General features: G+C 32.5%; 17 protein-coding genes. 3 read left to right on the forward strand and 14 right to left on the reverse strand.

What is annotated here, in order from left to right; genetic code table 11:
• Nucleotides 1-129: 129 nt before the first annotated feature.
• From AB3G39_RS15925 to recR, 6 genes are all read right to left on the reverse strand, one after another.
• The gene (locus AB3G39_RS15925; protein WP_369765691.1) at nt 130-597 is read right to left on the reverse strand and encodes a UpxY family transcription antiterminator; all 468 of its coding nucleotides are present in this window, start codon (nt 595-597) and stop codon (nt 130-132) included.
• A 119-nt stretch (nt 598-716) separates the two neighbouring features.
• The gene (locus AB3G39_RS15930; RefSeq protein ID WP_369769609.1) at nt 717-2108 is read right to left on the reverse strand and encodes a UDP-glucose 6-dehydrogenase; all 1392 of its coding nucleotides are present in this window, start codon (nt 2106-2108) and stop codon (nt 717-719) included.
• A 42-nt stretch (nt 2109-2150) separates the two neighbouring features.
• Nucleotides 2151-3134 (reverse strand): SDR family oxidoreductase, encoded by a 984-nt coding sequence (locus AB3G39_RS15935; protein ID WP_367773588.1) that lies wholly within the window; start codon nt 3132-3134, stop codon nt 2151-2153.
• A 23-nt stretch (nt 3135-3157) separates the two neighbouring features.
• The gene (locus AB3G39_RS15940) at nt 3158-5617 is read right to left on the reverse strand and encodes a polysaccharide biosynthesis tyrosine autokinase (protein ID WP_367757244.1); all 2460 of its coding nucleotides are present in this window, start codon (nt 5615-5617) and stop codon (nt 3158-3160) included.
• 15 nt (nt 5618-5632) lie between these two features.
• Complete coding sequence (locus AB3G39_RS15945; RefSeq protein WP_367773584.1) at nt 5633-6421, reverse strand: polysaccharide biosynthesis/export family protein; 789 nt, start codon at nt 6419-6421, stop codon at nt 5633-5635.
• A gap of 70 nt (nt 6422-6491) precedes the next feature.
• Nucleotides 6492-7112, reverse strand: a complete 621-nt coding sequence (gene recR, locus AB3G39_RS15950; RefSeq protein WP_369753126.1) for a recombination mediator RecR — start codon at nt 7110-7112, stop codon at nt 6492-6494.
• 143 nt (nt 7113-7255) lie between these two features.
• Here recR and AB3G39_RS15955 point away from each other — a divergent pair, with 143 nt between their 5' ends.
• On the forward strand, nt 7256-8764 hold the full coding sequence (locus AB3G39_RS15955) for a sodium:solute symporter (protein WP_369765694.1): 1509 nt from the start codon (nt 7256-7258) through the stop codon (nt 8762-8764).
• 121 nt (nt 8765-8885) lie between these two features.
• Here the strand turns inward: AB3G39_RS15955 and AB3G39_RS15960 are convergent, their stop codons facing one another.
• Nucleotides 8886-9251: a CoA-binding protein gene (locus AB3G39_RS15960; protein WP_367757237.1), complete on the reverse strand. Its 366-nt coding sequence runs from the start codon at nt 9249-9251 to the stop codon at nt 8886-8888.
• A gap of 181 nt (nt 9252-9432) precedes the next feature.
• Here AB3G39_RS15960 and AB3G39_RS15965 point away from each other — a divergent pair, with 181 nt between their 5' ends.
• The gene (locus AB3G39_RS15965; RefSeq protein ID WP_369769610.1) at nt 9433-10065 is read left to right on the forward strand and encodes a MarC family NAAT transporter; all 633 of its coding nucleotides are present in this window, start codon (nt 9433-9435) and stop codon (nt 10063-10065) included.
• Nucleotides 10066-10144: 79 nt separating this feature from the next.
• Here the strand turns inward: AB3G39_RS15965 and ctlX are convergent, their stop codons facing one another.
• The 4 genes from ctlX to eno form a co-directional block, all read right to left on the reverse strand.
• Nucleotides 10145-11080, reverse strand: coding sequence for a citrulline utilization hydrolase CtlX (gene ctlX / locus AB3G39_RS15970; protein ID WP_369769611.1), 936 nt, complete (start codon nt 11078-11080; stop codon nt 10145-10147).
• Between the two features lie 51 nt (nt 11081-11131).
• Nucleotides 11132-12046 (reverse strand): dimethylarginine dimethylaminohydrolase family protein, encoded by a 915-nt coding sequence (locus tag AB3G39_RS15975; RefSeq protein WP_369765696.1) that lies wholly within the window; start codon nt 12044-12046, stop codon nt 11132-11134.
• Between the two features lie 74 nt (nt 12047-12120).
• On the reverse strand, nt 12121-13398 hold the full coding sequence (locus tag AB3G39_RS15980) for a citrate synthase (RefSeq protein WP_367773571.1): 1278 nt from the start codon (nt 13396-13398) through the stop codon (nt 12121-12123).
• Between the two features lie 155 nt (nt 13399-13553).
• Nucleotides 13554-14846 (reverse strand): phosphopyruvate hydratase, encoded by a 1293-nt coding sequence (eno, locus tag AB3G39_RS15985; protein WP_367757227.1) that lies wholly within the window; start codon nt 14844-14846, stop codon nt 13554-13556.
• A gap of 361 nt (nt 14847-15207) precedes the next feature.
• On the opposite strand from eno, the gene AB3G39_RS15990 reads away from it, so the two are divergent.
• Complete coding sequence (locus tag AB3G39_RS15990; RefSeq protein ID WP_369765697.1) at nt 15208-16545, forward strand: erythromycin esterase family protein; 1338 nt, start codon at nt 15208-15210, stop codon at nt 16543-16545.
• 52 nt (nt 16546-16597) lie between these two features.
• Here AB3G39_RS15990 and carA read toward each other — a convergent pair whose 3' ends face one another.
• From carA to AB3G39_RS16005, 3 genes are all read right to left on the reverse strand, one after another.
• Nucleotides 16598-17698, reverse strand: coding sequence for a glutamine-hydrolyzing carbamoyl-phosphate synthase small subunit (gene carA, locus AB3G39_RS15995; protein WP_367773565.1), 1101 nt, complete (start codon nt 17696-17698; stop codon nt 16598-16600).
• A 310-nt stretch (nt 17699-18008) separates the two neighbouring features.
• Nucleotides 18009-18497, reverse strand: coding sequence for a 50S ribosomal protein L17 (gene rplQ / locus AB3G39_RS16000; RefSeq protein WP_040473600.1), 489 nt, complete (start codon nt 18495-18497; stop codon nt 18009-18011).
• A 63-nt stretch (nt 18498-18560) separates the two neighbouring features.
• Nucleotides 18561-19553, reverse strand: a complete 993-nt coding sequence (locus AB3G39_RS16005; protein WP_066080995.1) for a DNA-directed RNA polymerase subunit alpha — start codon at nt 19551-19553, stop codon at nt 18561-18563.
• Between the last annotated feature and the right edge of the window lie 17 nt (nt 19554-19570).

Consider the following 19570-nt stretch of genomic DNA (forward strand, 5'->3'; position numbering starts at 1 on the left):
CAGGCTTGAAATCGAAGATTCATGAATACCAAAAAAACAATAACAACCCATGAATATTTTTTTGTTTCTTTTTTGATCAAGCAAAAAAGAAAAGAACTCTTTCAAAAAAAACGCACTTCTCACAACTACTTATTTTATACTCATTTTCAACACACAACCTAATGATTCTAATACTAGAACATAGTGCGTGTTTTTTACTTCCTGAATAACAGCCTCTTGAGCTGTAAATGGGCCAGACTCCAAGGTGATTTTATCCCCAACCTGAAGTGTAGTAATTGCAATATCAACTTTATTAGGCTTTTCAAGCCAAGATTTTATGGTGCTAATTTCATCGTCTCTTACAATAGCAGGTTTTCCTAACCAAAATAAATACCTTACAGCACCTGGTGATTGAAATACTAAATTCCTATCTTCATCGGCTATATGGACAAAAACATACGAATTAAAAAGAGGCACTTCCACCTTTTTCTTTCTATCTGACCATTGATGTATTTTTACAATCAAAGGACAATAACAATCAACACCAGCATTCGTTAACTGTTCAGCTACTTTTTTCTCCCATTTCGGCTTTGTATATACAACATACCAATTCATCATTTATATAGTATTCTAATAAAATTAGTTTTTAGTTTAAGTAATTGACATAACGTTTAAAACACATAACGCAGTAATAAATAACTACTTTTCAGCTTTGTAACTTTTGTCCCTAAACACCTTTACGATCCTATTCCTTGGTAAATAAACCCAATAGATTCTAATGCTACACGATTTAATATATTTCTTCCATCAAAGACAAAAGCGGGCTTTTGCATCCCATCATAAATTTTTTGCCAGTCATATGCTATAAACTCATCCCATTCCGTCAAAACGGCTATGGCATGTGCAGACGCACAAGCTTCATAAGGATCTGAAAAAGAAGTTACATTTGCACTGTTTTTCTCAGAAGTTCTTGTTTCAAGATAATCCAAATCAGCTAATACTTTTCTAGAAGATACTTTAGGATCATAAACTGCAATTTGAGCTTGTTCATTTATTAAATCATCTGCAATATAAATAGCAGCAGATTCTCTAGTATCGTTAGTATCTTTTTTAAACGCCCATCCTAAAAACGCAATTTTTTTATCGGCTACCGTATTGTAAAGCGTTTGAACCATTTTATTAGAAAACCTTCTTTTTTGGTGGTCATTCATTATAATAACTTGCTCCCAATAATCAGCCACTTCATTCAATCCATAGGATTTAGCAATGTATACTAAATTTAAGATGTCTTTTTGAAAACAAGAACCTCCAAAACCAACAGATGCTTTTAGAAACTTAGGACCAATTCTACTATCCATTCCAATAGCTCTTGCTACTTCGTTCACATCAGCACCCGTTTTTTCACAAAGTTCAGACATGGCATTAACTGATGAGATTCGTTGTGCTAGAAAAGCATTAGCTGTCAGTTTAGACAATTCAGATGACCAAACGTTTGTAGTTAATATCTTATCTGCAGGAACCCAATTTGCATAAACATCAACTAGTGACTGTATGGCTTTTTGCCCCTCTACTGATGTGTCTCCACCTATTAATATTCGGTCAGGATTCAATAAGTCAGTAACTGCAGTTCCTTCTGCCAAAAACTCAGGATTAGAAAGAATCTGAAACTGAACACCATTTCCTGTATTGTCTAAAATACTTTTAATCGCTTCAGCGGTTCTAACTGGCAAGGTTGATTTCTCCACCACTATTTTATTGTCTTTTGCTATACGAGCAATTTGTCTCGCACACAACTCAATGTACTTTAAATCAGCAGCCATTCCTTTCCCTTTTCCATAGGTTTTAGTAGGCGTATTTACTGATATAAAAATAATCTGAGCCTCATCAATTGCTTTTTCTACATTAGTAGAGAAAAACAAATTTCTTCCTCTAGCCTCAGCAACAATATCAGAAAGTCCTGGTTCATAGATTGGAATATTATCCACATTCTCATCATTCCATGCCGCAATTCTTTCTTCATTTAAGTCAACAACTGTAACCTGAATATGCGGACATTTTTGTGCAATAACTGCCATTGTAGGACCTCCAACATAACCAGCTCCTATGCAACAAATTTTTGTAATACTCATTTTTTAACTTTTAAATTTGTAACCTTATTTATTTTTAATTTTTTACTTCAAATTTTTCCAATACCAATCTACTGCTTCTTTTAACCCTTCTTGCAAAGAATATTTAGGATCATAACCTAACAATCCTTTTGCTTTATCAATACTAGCCAAAGAATGAGGAATATCCCCTTCTCTGTCGGGACCATACTCTACTTCTATATTTGCAATTTTAGAATCGTATTTTGATAAATACTCTTTTAAATAACTTACTAAATTATTCAATGTATTTCGATCTCCATAAGCAGTATTATAAACGGTATTAATTGCTAAAGGATTCTGAGTTGTCATAGCCAATTCATTCATTTGGATTACATTATCTATATAAGTGAAATCACGTGAAAAATTCCCATCCCCGTTAATTTTTGGACTTTCATGCTGCATTAACTGCATCACAAATTTTGGTATCACGGCGGCATACGCCCCTTTTGGATCTTGTTTTCTACCAAACACATTAAAATATCGCAACCCAATTGTTTCTAATCCATAGGTTTTACTAAAGGTTTCCGCATACAATTCGTTAACATATTTTGTTATAGCATAAGGAGATAATGGCTTCCCTATCACTTCTTCAACCTTTGGTAAACCAACTGAGTCTCCATAAGTAGAGGAACTTGCAGCATAAATAAATCGCTTCACTTTTGCCTCTCTTGAAGCAACCAACATATTCAAAAAACCAGAAACATTAACATCATTTGTCGTAATTGGATCATTAATAGATCGTGGAACAGAGCCAAGGGCTGCTTGATGCAAAACATAGTCAACGCCTTTCACCGCATTCGCACAATCAATTACATTACGAATATCTCCTTCTATTAATTTAAAATTAGGATGATTTATAAAACCCTTCAAATTGTACCTATGCCCCGTTGCAAAATTATCCAAACAAATAACTTTGTATTCTTTTTCCAAAAAATATTCGCACAGATTAGAGCCTATAAATCCAGCTCCACCAGTAATTAAAAGTGTACTTTTTGTTTCTTGTTTCATCTCCAAATACTTTAAATCAAGTTTTATACTTTACGGAATGTACTAATAACTTTTTGAATAATCGATTTTGGCTTGTCATCATCATGATATCCATTTGAATAAGGTCCATATCCGTAGCCATAGCCATAACCGTATCCATAACCCGCACCATATTTTGCCTTATTCTCAAAGCCATTAAAAATGATACTTGCATTATCCAGTTCTCCTCGTTTAATTCTATTGTTTAACAAAGTAATCATTTCTTTCTTTGAGAAATTTTGCCTAACTATATATAAAGTAACATCCGAATATTGAGACAACTCTAATGCGTCAGACACAAGTCCAACTGGTGGTGTGTCCAAAATAATATAATCGTATTTCTCCTTTAATTCTTCCATTAATTTCCCCATACCATCTCCCATAAGTAGCTCTGAAGGATTAGGAGGAACAGGCCCTGAAAGAATAACATCAAGATAGGGAATCTGTGTATGATTTATTATTTCATCAACACTTTTTTGTTTAATTAAATAATTTACAATTCCCACATCATTCGCTAAATTAAATTCATCAAATAACTTAGGTTTTCTTAAATCCAATCCTATAATTACCGTCTTTTTTTCACTTAATGCAAATACAGTAGCAATATTTATAGAACAAAATGTTTTCCCTTCAGCACTGACCGAAGATGTTATCATAAGTGTTTTTGCACCCTCAACATTTTGCTGTTTGTATAAAAATTGAAGTGATGATCGAATAGCCCTAAAAGATTCTGACAAGGCTGATTTTGGCCTGTCATAAACGGCCAAATCTGTAATTTCTTTATTTAATCCAACAACTCCAATTATAGGGATTTTAGTTAACTTGCTGATATCTTCCGTATTTTGAATCGAATTATTAACAAAAAAAATAATAAATACAAAAAGCAAAGGAAACAGAATCCCAAGAAATAAAGCCAACACATAATTTACAGATGTCTTAGGTCCAATTAACCCACCGCCAATGTCTTTCGCTGGATCAATAAAATGAATATCCGATAAATTGGCCGCTTTAACAATATCTGCTTCACTTCTTTTTTGTAAAAAGGTACTATAGATATTATCACTTAAGTCATACTTTCTCTTTATTTTAATCAATTCTTGCTGATCATCCGGAAGCGCTTTAATCGTACTTTCCGCTTGATTAATTTTACTATTAATCATGGCCAAATCAAATTGCAAAGAAGATTTTGCTGATGCTATATTCACTAGCAAAACATTTTTAACAGCCTCCATTTGGTTGTCAAAATCCTTGAATATTTTCTCACTTTTTACAGCATAAGCCATTTCAGATCTTTGAGTAGATAGCGCAATCAACTTAGATATGTTAACGGCAATATTTGGATCTTCAATTCCTGCCACTGATGGAGCCGGTAGTCTAGAATAATCAACACTATTCTTCAAATAAGACTTTAAAGAATTATAATAGGCCATTTTACGAGTAATCTCATCTTTCTTTACATCAAATTCTAACATTTGATCCGAAAACTTACCACCACCTTCTTCAATATCGTATATATTTTTACCCTTCCTAAATGTTTTTAACTCATTCCCTGTTTCTTTTAACTGGGATTCCATTGCAACTAGCGTACTATCTATAAAACCTATTGTATTTGTAGCAAATCGATTTTTATCATCTAATTGTCTTTTAATAAGCATCTTTACAGTCGAATTCAAATACTCAACCATTCTTGCCTTATTTCCTCCCTGCATTCCCAAGGTAATTATAGATGCCCCTTTATCATCTGAACGAACATTTATACCTTTATAACGAGAAACAGTTCCGTCAAAATCATTAAAACGCACAAAATATTCATTCCCTTTATAAAAACCTGGGTTGCCTTTTATTAGTAATTTCCAATTTAAGAAAGGCAAGGAAACCTGTTCTCCTACTTTATATTTTTTTACAAATTCACCCACAGCCACAGCCGTGCTACTATAGGAGTTATCCGTATAGTTGATTATTGAAACAGCATTATTCTCAAAAGGGATTTTGATTTCATACTCGGTATCACTAAGAAATTTAATACTAATTAGATTACCTGCAATTTGTCCTTTTGCTTTATCAATACTTACATAAAAAGGTACAGCCCCATAGGCATCCACCATATTGTATTTCCCTTGAGTCAGATAATCAATGTAATACTGCAGTTTATCGACGACCAACTCATTATGGGAACGCGATTGAAGTGTAGTAGAAATAGTCTGAACCTGATCAGACGTTCCTCCCCAATTAAAAACTAAACTAGTATTGGAGGTAAAAAGAGGATTACTTTCTTCTTTTACAGAAATAACCGTCTCCATACTAAACACCTTTTCCTTACGAATATTTACTTGGTAAGCAATCGTAAATGTAATCAGTAAGCTGATAAGAAACCATTTCCAGTAGCTTCCGATTTTTATCAAAAAACCCTTAAAGTCAAAACTTACTTGGTTTTCAAAAATCGAAAAATCTTTTATATCTAACATTCTTTGAAATGTATTTTAATTTTTTAATAATAAAAAAGTAGTTGTAGCCAATGATAATAAAGTTATAATCGTCCCTAAAGATTCTATACCCGTTTTTCCTGTTCCCCAAGTTTTTTGCTTGAGTGGCTTAACATATATATAATCATTAGGTTGCAAATAAAAATAAGGAGAATTCATTACATTGATATCCGTCAAATCGATATCATGCATCTCACTTCCAGTGGGAGATTGTCTTATTATGGTAACCGCTTTTCTATTTCCGGTAATCGTAATATCACCCGAATTAGCAATTGCTTCCATTATATTTACATGATCTTGAAACAAAATTTTAGTACCCGTACTACCAACTTCACCATTTATTGTGTATTTGAATCCAGCCAATCTAACGGTTACAAATATATTCGCTTCCTTTTTAAAATATTCTTCCAGCAATTGTTTCTCGATTCTAATTCTTATTTCATCAAGAGTATATCCAATAACATTTAGTTCTCCCAAAATTGGCATTCTTATATTCCCATGATCATCAACAGTAAAACCACTAAAATACAGTTCTGATTCAGACTTTCCAGCTTCAGCACTTTCAGTTGTGCTAAAAATTGCCACTAATTTTGGATCAATTGCTTTTATATTGATACTTAAAACATCATTTGTTTGCAATCGATACGGCTTTGACATAACTGCAGAAATAGAGTTTTCGGTAGTTACACCGTCTTTATTTTGCAAATAAATTAAATCATGAGTTGAAATACACGAAGTTAATAACACACTAATACTTAGCAATAAATAGAATATATTCTTGTTCATTATTTTATTTTAGGTAACAAATATAGCTTTTCATTCACTATATTAAAAGTTTAGTTATTTTTAATATAAATTAATTATTTTTGAATGACTTTTCAAATGGAACTCTTTGCAATATACTTCTCCCTAAAGTAACTTCATCCGCATATTCAAGTTCATCACCAACAGCAATTCCTCGAGCAATTGTTGATACAACAACATCAGAATGGGCAATTTGTTTGAAAATATAAAAATTTGTTGTGTCCCCTTCCATTGTGGAGCTTAACGCAAAGATTACCTCGCTTACATTTCCCAATTTTACCTTTTCAACAAGAGTACTAATTTTTAACTGACTAGGACCCACCCCATCAATAGGCGAAATTTTCCCTCCTAAAACATGGTATATTCCCCTAAACTGTCCTGTGTTTTCAATAGCCATTACATCGCGAATGTCTTCAACTACACACACAATTTGATGGTTTCTATTTATATTAGCACAAATTTCACAAGTAACACTGTCCGAAATATTATGGCAATTCTCACAATATTTGATATCCTCTCGCATATTTATTAATGCTTGAGCTAAAAAACCAGTTTGCTCTTTGGGTTGTTTCAATAAATGCAGTGCCAAACGCAAAGCAGATCTTTTACCTATACCAGGTAATTGAGCTATTTCGTTTACTGCTTTCTCTATTAATTTTGAAGAAAATTCCATAACTACAAATGTAACAAATTGTTTATTTAATTATTGCGTTATTTCTTGAATCCATCTTGTAAAACAGCACTTTTTTAAATAAACAAACTAACAAATATCCCATTAAACAAAAAATTGTATTTTGGCTCTTCAAAATACAAAAGATGACACCATTCGCAATTCTATCACTTATCCTTATTTACTTCGGAATCTTATTTACGATTTCTCATATTACGAGTAAAAACAACAGTGGAAATGAAGCTTTTTTTAAAGCCAATAAAAACTCAAAATGGTATCTAGTTGCTTTTGGAATGATAGGGACAGCTCTTTCTGGCGTGACTTTTATCTCCGTTCCTGGCGAAGTGGGCGCGCCTAGTGGTGAGCAATTCAAGTATTTTCAATTTGTTTTAGGAAATGCCATAGGTTTTATAATTATTGCAAAAATCCTACTGCCATTGTATTACCGAATGAATTTAACTTCTATATATGGATATATAGAAAGAAGACTTGGAACCTACTCTTATAAAACTGCTGCTACTATTTTCCTTATCAGTAGAACTATTGGATCTGCATTTCGATTGTATCTAGTTGTTATCGTCTTACAACGCTTTGTATTTGATTTTTATGGAATCCCTTTTGCTGCTACAGTTCTGATTTCATTGGCATTAATTTTTGCCTATACCTATCGAGGGGGATTAAAAACAATTATCATCACAGATACTTTACAAACTCTTTTCCTCGTTACCTCCGTATTCCTAACTATTTATTTTATTTGCCAAAGTTTAAACCTGAGCTTTGTAGATGCTTTTGAAGAAGTAAAAAACAGTAATTATTCTAAAATATTTTTCTTTGAAAATTTCTTGACGAGTAAATTTCACTTTGTTAAACAAATCCTGGGGGGTATATTTGTTACTATAGCCATGGTTGGGTTAGACCAGGATTTAATGCAAAAAAACTTGAGTTGCGCCACTATAGGCGAGGCTCAAAAAAACATGTTTACATTTACTGGAATTTTTGTTCTAATTAATATATTCTTCTTGAGCGTTGGGGCACTATTGTATATTTACGCCGCTAAAAATGGAATTGAAGTTCCTACGGATTTAGTTACGGGCAAACCAAGAACTGATTTGCTTTTTCCTGAAATTGCATTTCATCACTTGAGTCTTATTCCGTCCATTATATTTCTATTGGGACTGACAGCAGCGACATTTGCTACTACAGATTCAGCACTAACAGCACTTACGACTTCTTTTTGTGTCGATTTTTTAAATATGGATAAAACCGAAAATTTAAACAAACCTAATGTAGTGCGAACAAGACATTTTGTTCACGTAGGCTTTTCGTTTTTAATGTTTCTAGTAATTGTATTCTTTAATGCAGTAAACAATAGCTCAGTGGTAGGAATGATATTTAGAGTTGCTTCTTATACTTACGGACCATTATTAGGGCTTTATTGTTTTGGGCTATTTATGAAATCAAAAACAGTAATAGATAAATTAGTACCAATAGTTTGCGTCTTATCTCCAGCAATTACTTTTTTAATAAGTGAGAATTCAAAAGCATTGTTTTTTGGATACGTTTTTGACAACGAATTAATCATCATTAACGGTCTGATTACTTTTTCTGGGTTACTTTTAATAAGCAAATCATCCACAGAAAAAATAACGTTCTAGATTTTTAGCCCTGATAGCAGTGGAAATCCTTTTCCTTTTTTCCTTTAAAAAAGGAAAAGATTACTTCGTCAGTTCGCTTTGCTCGGGCGTAACGGATAGCAGGAATTAGCTCCTATAAAAATTAATATCTATTAGTCGTCAATAGCACTAAAGTACAAGCCACCTCAGACTTTATATTGTTTAATTCTAAAAGTTGATACAACTCCGGATTCTCAGTACCTGGATTAAAAATCACACGTTTTGGCTTAGCTTCTACGATATAATTGTAATAATCACGTTGACGCGCTGGGTTTAAATATAGAGTAATTGTATCAATGTTTGACAAAGGAATTGCTTTAGTCTTGATTTTAATTCCGGCTACTTCACCATTATTTTGCCCAATTGCCAAAACAGAATGCCCTTTATCAACAAGCATTGTAATTGCTTTAAAAGCATATCTTTCTGGTTTTGTTGAAGCACCAAGAACTAAAGTTTTTTTATTTTTCATTGTATTACTATTATTATTTTTTGCAAAAGTAGTGAATTACTATAGCTTGTTTTCAATTAAATTAATATCTTTCCTTTTTTCTAAAGTAAAAACCGTTTTCTTTCTCTTTTTATTATAACATTTTCTTAATCTGAGGAACATCGTTTTCTTTAATTGAACAAACTAATTTCGCGAAAAAAACATGGAACTTTTTATTTATTTATTTGCTGCGCTTTTCTCCGTTTTAAACCCAATTGGAACTGTTCCTATTTTTGTAGGACTCACCATGGACGATGACAAAAAAGAACGTTCCAGAATTTCATTGTGGACCGCTATCAATGTTTTTATCATTTTAATTATCTCGTTTTTCTTTGGTGAATACGTTTTGTCTTTCTTTGGAATAAGTATTGAAGCATTACGTATCGCTGGCGGTATTATTATCGCCACATCAGGATTTTCATTACTAACTGGGAATTTTAATAAGAAAAGAGGAGTAAATAAAAAGGTGGAAAATGATGCACAAAAAAGAAACGACATTGCTTTAACACCTCTTGCTATTCCAATGCTAGCTGGCCCTGGTTCTATCTCATTACTGATTGCTTTTTATCACGAACACCAAAACATGTCGGATATTATTATTTCTGTTTTAGCTATTTTAGCCGTTGCCATTGCTATTTTCATCACATTAAAAAGCGCTCATTATTTAGCAAAAATACTGGGAGCTTCAGGAATTGTAGCTATTTCAAGAATAGTAGGTTTTATTGTTATTGCAATTGGGGTTCAATACATTATTAGCTCAATCATAACAATTGTCGAAACCAATTTTATGAAGTAAATAAAGAAGATAAAAAATAAAAATGCCCCAAAAAGTAATTCTACTTCTTGGGGCATTCTAAATTAAGATCTTTTATGAGTTAAACTCTAGGCAAAAATATTTCTGCCATCATGCATCTGGCACTTCCACCACCGCAAGCCTCTATTGTGTCTAAACTTGAACTTAGAATTGTAGCATGTTTTTCTAATTGTTCAATTTGTTTTGGTTTCAAGCTTTGATGCGCTGCAGCACTCATTACAAGGTATCTCTTATCATCCGCTCCACGAACTTCAAGCATATTTCCTGCAAAATTATTTACTTGAGCTTCTGTGATTAAAATGATTTCTTTACCATCCTTTTTTAGGTTTTCTAAAACCATTTTGCGTTCTTTCTTGTCATCTATACAATCTGCACAAATAACTGCAAAAGTTTCACCCAAACACATCATTACATTAGTGTGATAGATAAGTTTTCTCTCTCCATTGACCGTTTGAAAAGCTTCGAATAAAACAGGTGCATAATCAAAGTCTTCACAGAATTCTATAAACAACTCTTCATCGGCTCTAGGAGATAATGCACAATATGCTTTTTCATTGGCTCTATCCAGAAGTAGACTTCCTGTTCCTTCCAAGAAAAAACCATCTTCTTCAGCAGAAGTATAATCAACAATATTTTCGATTTTAAATCCTTTTTCTTCTAAATCATCCAAAATTTCCTCACGACGTTCCACACGACGATTTTCGGCAAACATAGGGTAAAGAGCCACATCTCCATTTTCATGAAAAGAAACCCAGTTATTTGGAAAAATACTATCTGGTGTATCTGGATTTAAAGTATCATCCACAACCGTAACATCAACACCAACAGCTCTCAGTTTTTCAACAAAAGTGTCAAACTCTTGTTGTGCTTTAGCATTTACTGTTGCTGGTAAAAGTCCATCCAGCACTTTTTGATAATAATTATTTACAGCCGTTTGTTCATTCATACGAAACGCCACCGGGCGAATCATTAAAATAGAATTAGTTGTTTGATTCATTTTGATTATTTTAAATTATTGAGATGCACTACCATGCATCTCTACTGTAAATTATTCTCTAATTAATGGCAAAGTGGAACATCTCAACAAACCTTCTTGTTTAGAAATTTCTGCATATGGAATTTCTTCCACAATAAATCCATTCGATCTTAACCAGTCATTTAGCCTTGTAAAATTTCTTTCCGAGACTACCACATTTGTATCTATTGAAAATATATTCGAATTCATATGATACATTTCCTCTCTTGTAATATGAAATAAATTGTCTTCTCCGAATAAATCTACTAAATACAAATAATCTGATTCAGATCTAAATCCGCCTTTATAAATTATTCCTTTATTTATACCAACTGATTGAAAACAACAATCTAGATGCAAAGCATTATCTCTTGCTTGCGTTTTAGATTTAACCAAATCAAATTCTTTGACAATCTTATTAGGGAACAAATCTTTAATAAATTGGACTCCTTCTTTATTTGTCCTTGCTGTTATATAATCCGCATAGTCACTTCCCTTGTAAGTACCAACAAAAATATAATTATTCCACAACATAACATCACCACCTTCTATATGTACATTTTCAGGAGGGCGTACCACTTTGATTGGATTAATTTGATCAATTACATACTGGATTGCATCCAATTCCATTTCACGATCTGGTAAAATATTGGATTTAATAAAAGTGTCATCAATAACAAATCCAATATCTCTAGTAAATATCTGATTACAATTATCAATTAACTCAGGTCTAAAAACTGTTACCTGGTATTTTTTCAGCACAGCATGAAAAGCCTCCATTTCAGCAACCATGTCTTCCTCTACTGGGTAAGTTCCCGCTAAAATATGCTCCAATGATTTAGGATCATATGCCTCATCAATTGAAGGAGTTGGTCCGTTACTAACTGCAGTCCCTAACACAACAGCTCTCAACTTTGAAGTCTCATTATTTACTTTTAATTCTAGCATATGTTTTTATAATATTTTAGACAAAGATAAAAAAAAAGCCTCACTAGTAGTGAAGCTTTTGATTCTGGTTTTATTTATTCTGGTTTCTTAAAATCTCTTAAGGCTGCACCAGTATATATTTGTCTTGGCCTACCAATAGGCTCTTTATTTTCACGCATTTCTTTCCATTGAGCGATCCAGCCCGGTAACCTTCCAATAGCAAACATTACAGTAAACATATCAGTAGGAATTCCTAAAGCTCTATAGATAATTCCAGAATAGAAATCTACATTAGGATACAAATTTCTTGACTTGAAATATTCGTCTTCTAAAGCAGCCGCTTCTAATTTTTTAGCAATTTCAAGAATGGGATCGTCAACTCCTAATATTTCTAAAACTTCATTAGCTGCCTTTTTAATAATTTTAGCACGAGGGTCAAAATTCTTATATACACGATGTCCAAAACCCATTAATCTAAAAGGGTCATTTTTATCTTTGGCTTTAGCCATATAAGCATCAGTATCACCTCCGTTTTTATGTATTTCTTCTAACATTTCAAGAACGGCTTGATTAGCACCTCCATGAAGAGGTCCCCAAAGTGCAGAAACTCCTGCAGAAATAGAAGCAAATAAACCTGCATGAGAAGACCCAACCATTCTTACAGTTGAAGTAGAACAGTTTTGTTCGTGATCAGCATGTAAAATAAACAATTTATCTAATGCATCAATCACTACAGGATTTGCCTTGTAAGGCTCTGTTGGCAATTCAAACATTAAACGCATAAAGTTTTCTACATACCCTTTAGTATTATCATAATAATTTAAAGGATACCCCATGCTTTTTCTATAAGTCCAAGTCGCAATAACTAAAAATTTACCCATTGTTTTACAAACAGCGTGGTACATTTCCTTTTCATTGTCAACATTTACCGACTTAGGATTAAATGCAGTTAAAGCACTTGTTAAAGCTGCCAAAACACCCATTGGATGAGCTGTTCTTGGAAAACCGTCAATGATGTTTTTCATCTCTTCGTTAACCAAAGTATGCTTTCTAATATCAACTTCAAACTGCTCTAATTGAGCAGCTGTAGGTAATTCTCCAAATATTAAAAGAAATGAAACTTCTAAAAAATCAGCTTTATCAGCTAAGTCTTCTATTGAATACCCTCTATAACGTAAAATCCCTAATTCACCATCTAAGAAAGTAATTTTACTTGTACAAGAACCTGAGTTTTTATACCCTGGATCTAAAGTAATAATCCCTGTTAAATCACGTAATTTGTTAATATCGATAGCTTCTTCATTTTCGCTCCCTTCAATTATAGGAAAGTCGTATTTTTTACCATCAATTTCTAATATAGCTGTTTTTGACATAATATTTTGCAAATAAATCTTAATATTTAATAATTTATCAAATCTAAGGATAATAACATTAAATAAAAAGATAAAACTATAATGATATTGTTAAATTTAATAAAAAAAGCCATTCGTATAAAACGAATGGCTCTCTATAATAGTAAATAAAAAATTTATTTTATTTTAAAAGCATTTAGACCTGGGAAATACGCAGTATTTCCTAGCTCTTCTTCAATTCTTAACAATTGATTGTATTTAGCCATACGGTCAGATCTTGAAGCAGATCCTGTTTTTATTTGCCCACAATTTAATGCAACTGCTAAATCAGCAATTGTATTATCTTCTGTTTCTCCTGAGCGATGTGACATTACTGAAGTATATCCAGCATTTTTCGCCATGTTAACTGCAGCAATAGTTTCAGTTAATGTACCAATTTGGTTTACTTTAATAAGTATAGAATTAGCAATTCCTTTTTGAATCCCTGTTGACAAACGTTCTACATTTGTAACAAATAAATCATCACCAACTAATTGTACTTTATCACCTATTTTTTCAGTTAATAATTTCCATCCATCCCAGTCATTTTCGTCCATTCCATCTTCAATAGAGATAATAGGGTATTTAGCAGCTAATTCAGCTAAATAATCTACTTGTTCAGCAGAAGATCTAATTTTTCCAGTTTCCCCTTCAAATTTAGAATAATCGTATTTTCCGTTTACATAAAATTCAGCAGCAGCACAATCTAAAGCGATCATAATTTCGTCTCCAAAAGTATAACCCGCATTTTCAACTGCTTTTTTGATTGTATCTAATGCATCTTCAGTTCCTCCAGGTAAATTTGGTGCAAACCCTCCTTCATCTCCAACAGCAGTACTCAACCCTCTATCATGAAGCACTTTTTTAAGACTATGAAAAATTTCAGTTCCCATTTGCATCGCATGTGTAAAAGAAGTTGCTTTTACTGGAAAAATCATAAATTCTTGAAATGCAATAGGTGCATCAGAATGTGATCCTCCATTAATGATATTCATCATTGGAACTGGTAAAGTATTTGCAGAAACACCACCAACATATCTATATAATGGCAAACCTAATTCATTTGCCGCTGCTTTTGCAACAGCAAGAGAAACTCCTAAAATTGCATTAGCTCCTAAGTTTGATTTGTTTGCAGTCCCATCTAAATCAATCATTGTTTGGTCAATCAAGTTTTGTTCAAAAACTGAAGTACCGATCAATTCTTCGGCAATAACGGTATTAACATTTTTCACCGCATTTAAAACTCCTTTTCCTAGAAAAGCTTTTCCACCATCACGTAATTCTACTGCTTCATGTTCACCAGTTGAAGCTCCAGAAGGAACTGCTGCCCGTCCTAAAACACCATTTTCTGTAATTACATCTACTTCTATTGTAGGATTTCCTCTTGAATCGAAAATTTGTCTTGCGTGAATTTTGATAATAATACTCATACTACTTTATTTTAAAATTTAAAATACAAATATATTCTATCTTTTGTAATGATTTAATGAAAATAATGAATGTTATTAACGAAAACGTTATAATTATTTTTTAAAATATGTGATTCCTACTGTTTTATAAAAATTATAATGATAATTTATAACTATTTTTTTTATATCTAAAAAAAATAGCTCAATTAATTATAAATCGACAATTACACTTTCGCTAACTATAAGACACAAGTTAACATATATTTATATGTTTAAATTATTGATTACCAGTATATTAATATAACTTTATATAAGATATTTATACATTTTACATTTTTTTTAAGTTCATAAAAACATACTTAATTCAAATAAAATAAAGATAATGAGAACTTTAAATGATTTAAAAAGAAAAAAATGCAATAATGCAATTGAAGATCTATTAAAAACCACTTCCTCTCCTTTAGAAAAACTAGAAGATTTAGACCCATTAATTGATTTTATTGGTGACGCAAAATATGTCTTACTTGGTGAAGCATCACACGGAACCCATGAATATTATACATGGAGAGCCAAAATCACGCAACGTTTAATACAAGAAAAAGGTTTTTCCTTTATAGGAGTAGAAGGAGATTGGCCAGATTGCTACCGACTAAATCGGTACTCTAAAGGCTACATCGATTCTGGTAAAGACATCTATAATGTTATGAATGAGTTTAAGCGCTGGCCAACTTGGATGTGGGCAAATTGGGAAATAGCCGCATTTATTGATTGGCTTAAATCCTACAATAGAGACTTATCAGAGAATAAAAAAATAGGCTTCTACGGACTAGATGTATATAGTTTTAGAGACTCCATGGCTTCTATAATCCAATATTTAGAAAAACACGACACAAAAGCATTGGCCATTGCAAAAAAAGCGATTGAATGCTACGAACCTTATTCCAAAGACGAAGGCCAGTCGTATGCAAGAGCCTCGGCGTTTGTACCCATTTTATGCGAAAAAGAAATTCTGAATCTACTTATTGAAATCAGAAAAAACGTACCAAATTATAACTCAGATGCCGAAAATGTAATGAGTACAGAACAAAATGCCTATATAGCTAGAAATGCTGAAAAATATTACCGCGCAATGATAAAACGTGGTTCTGCATCATGGAATATTAGAGATGAACATATGGTAGCTACTATAGAACGACTGCTTAAATACCATGGTACCAATTCAAAAATTATAGTTTGGGAACACAACACACATATAGGAGATGCACGCGCAACTGACATGGCATCCGAAGGAATGGTAAATGTAGGTCAATTATTAAAAGAACAACACCTAACTGAGGGTGTAATATCAGTTGGATTTGGCTCCTACGAAGGCAGTGTCATAGCAGGACGAAATTGGGGTGATGCTATGAGAAAAATAGAAGTTCCTAAAGCAGAAGAAGACAGCTGGGAATATCTCTTTCATAAAGCTTCTGAAGGTCAAAATAGATTATTACTAATGAACAAGGTAAGAGAAGAGAAATGCATGGAAGACTACATTGGACATAGAGCCATAGGAGTAGTATACAATCCCGAACACGAACGATTTGGAAATTACGTCCCTACCATTTTACCAAAACGATATGATGCTTTTATTTATATTGATAAAACAACAGCCTTACATCCTATACATATACAGGTTGATAAAAAACTATTTCCCGAAACTTATCCTTTTGGTATATAAAAAAAAGGCCCAACATATAAGTTAGGCCTTTTATACTTGTATACTAAAATTATTATTTATTAATATTTGCTATAAACTGATCAAATAAATAAGAAGAATCATGCGGACCAGGACTTGCTTCAGGATGGTATTGTACAGAAAAACAATTTTTATTTACCATTTGCATTCCAGCAACAGTACCATCATTAAGATGTACATGCGTAATTTCTAAATCTGGATTACGTTCTAGTTCCTCTTTATTTACAGCAAAACCGTGATTTTGAGATGTAATCTCCCCTTTACCAGAAATCAAGTTTTTTACTGGATGGTTAATCCCTCTATGTCCATTAAACATTTTATAAGTTGAAATTCCATTAGCCAAACCAATTACTTGATGACCTAAACAGATTCCAAATAAAGGTTTATCATTTGCTAAAATATCTTTAGCAACTTGTATTGCACTAGAAAGCGGTTCAGGATCACCAGGCCCATTAGACAAGAAATAACCGTTAGGATTAAAAGAAGCCATATCCTCATACGATGAGTCAAAAGGAAAAACTTTAATGTAACAATCTCTTTTTGCAAGATTACGTAGAATATTTGTTTTAATTCCTAAGTCTAAAGCTGATATTTTATAAGTAGCATTTTCTTCTCCATAAAAATAAGGCAATTTAGTAGAAACTTTAGAAGCTAATTCCAAACCTTTCATATCTGGAACATTAGCTAAGGCAACTTTCAATTCTTCAACAGAAGAGCCATCCGTACAAATAACAGCGTTCATTGCTCCATTATCTCTAATGTAACTTACTAATGCGCGCGTATCAACATCTGAGATACAAATTAGGTTTTCTTTAATAAAATAATCCTCTAAACTTTGAGTAGCATCTTCACGAGAATAATTAAAACTAAAGTTTTTACAAACCAATCCAGAAATTTTAATACTATCAGATTCTATTTCTTTTTCATTTACGCCATAATTTCCAATATGAGCATTAGTCGCTACCATGATTTGTCCAAAATAAGATGGGTCAGTAAAAATCTCCTGATATCCAGTCATTCCAGTATTAAAACAAACTTCCCCAAAAGTAGTTCCGCTGATTCCAATAGATTTTCCGTGAAAAATTGTACCATCACTTAGTAAAAGTATGGCACTTTGTCGTGTTGTATATTTCATTAGTAGATTTTATATTTTAATAATCTCATGGAATTAAAACTCATTCCATACGTAGTTAAATATTTTGCAAATTTAATTCATTAATACAATGGATGCAAACTTTTAAATTTTATTATAAAATAAAAAAGTTATAAAATAGCCCTGATGGTAATGACATCCTTTTACTTTATTCTTTATAAAGTAAAAGATAGAATGAACAGCAGGAAATAAGTGCAAAAAACTATTGTTTATTTGCTCCAAAAAAAACAAAAAAAAAGGATAAACTATAAATAGCTTATCCTTAAATTTTATTGAATGATTATTTTCATAACTATTCAGCTGCGTCTGTAGTTGTTTCAGTTTCAGCAGCGGGAGCTTCCGTAGCTTCATCTGCTTTTTTAGCTTTTCCACCACGACGGCTTTTAGCTTTTTTAACTTCTTTTTTACCACCATTGTAAAGTTCATTGAAATCTACTAATTCGATCATTGCCATATCAGCATTATCTCCTAAACGATTTCCAACTTTAATGATACGAGTGTATCCACCTGGACGGTCTCCTACTTTAGCAGCTACGTCTCTGAATAAATCAGTTACGGCATATTTGCTACGTAAATAAGCAAAACAAATACGACGATTGTGAGTCGTATCAGTTTTAGATTTTGTTATTAAAGGCTCAACAAATTGTTTAAGCGCTTTTGCTTTAGCTACAGTTGTGTTAATACGTTTGTGCTCAATAAGAGAACAAGCCATATTAGCTAACATAGATTTTCTATGTGCAGTCTGTCTGCTTAAGTGATTGAATTTTTTTCCGTGTCTCATGACGTGTATTTTTATACTTTCATCTTGATACTATCCGCTTTGGAGATCAAAATATGAAGTAATTTATTCTTTATCTAGTTTGTATTTTGCTAAATCCATACCGAAGTTCAAATTCTTCACAGCCACAAGTTCATCAAGCTCTGTTAAAGATTTTTTACCGAAATTACGGAATTTCATTAGGTCATTTTTATTGAACGATACTAAATCACCAAGTGTATCAACTTCAGCCGCTTTCAAACAATTTAATGCTCTAACAGATAAATCCATATCAACAAGCTTAGTTTTAAGCAATTGTCTCATGTGTAATGATTCTTCATCATATGATTCTGTTTGTGCGATCTCATCAGCCTCAAGTGTAATTCTTTCGTCAGAGAACAACATGAAATGGTGAATTAGAACTTTGGCAGCTTCAGTAAGTGCATCTTTTGGATTAATAGAACCATCAGTTTTTATTTCAAAAACTAATTTTTCATAATCTGTTTTTTGCTCTACACGGAAGTTTTCAATTGCATATTTTACATTTTTTACCGGAGTAAAAATGGAGTCTGTAAAAATGGTTCCAATTGCAGCATTCTGTTTTTTGTTCTCTTCAGCAGGAACATATCCTCTACCTTTTTCGATTGTTAAATCGAAGTTCAGTTTGATTTTACTATCTAAATTACAAATAACTAATTCTGGGTTCAGAACTTGGAAACCTGAGATAAATTTTTGAAAATCACCTGCTGTTAATTGATCTTTACCAGAAACAGAAATAGTAACTGCTTCATTATCTATATCTTCAATTTGACGCTTAAAACGTACTTGTTTAAGATTAAGAATAATTTCGGTAACATCTTCAACAACTCCTGAGATAGTAGAAAACTCATGATCTACACCTTCTATGCGGACAGATGTAATTGCATAACCTTCTAATGCTGAAAGCAAAACTCTTCTAAGTGCATTACCAACGGTCAATCCGTATCCTGGTTCTAAAGGTCTGAATTCAAACTTACCTTCAAAATCGGTTGAATCGATCATGATAACTTTATCGGGCTTCTGAAAATTAAATATTGCCATAAATTTCGACTAAGTCA

The organism is Flavobacterium sp. WC2416, from assembly GCF_041200095.1.
Lineage (GTDB): Bacteria > Bacteroidota > Bacteroidia > Flavobacteriales > Flavobacteriaceae > Flavobacterium.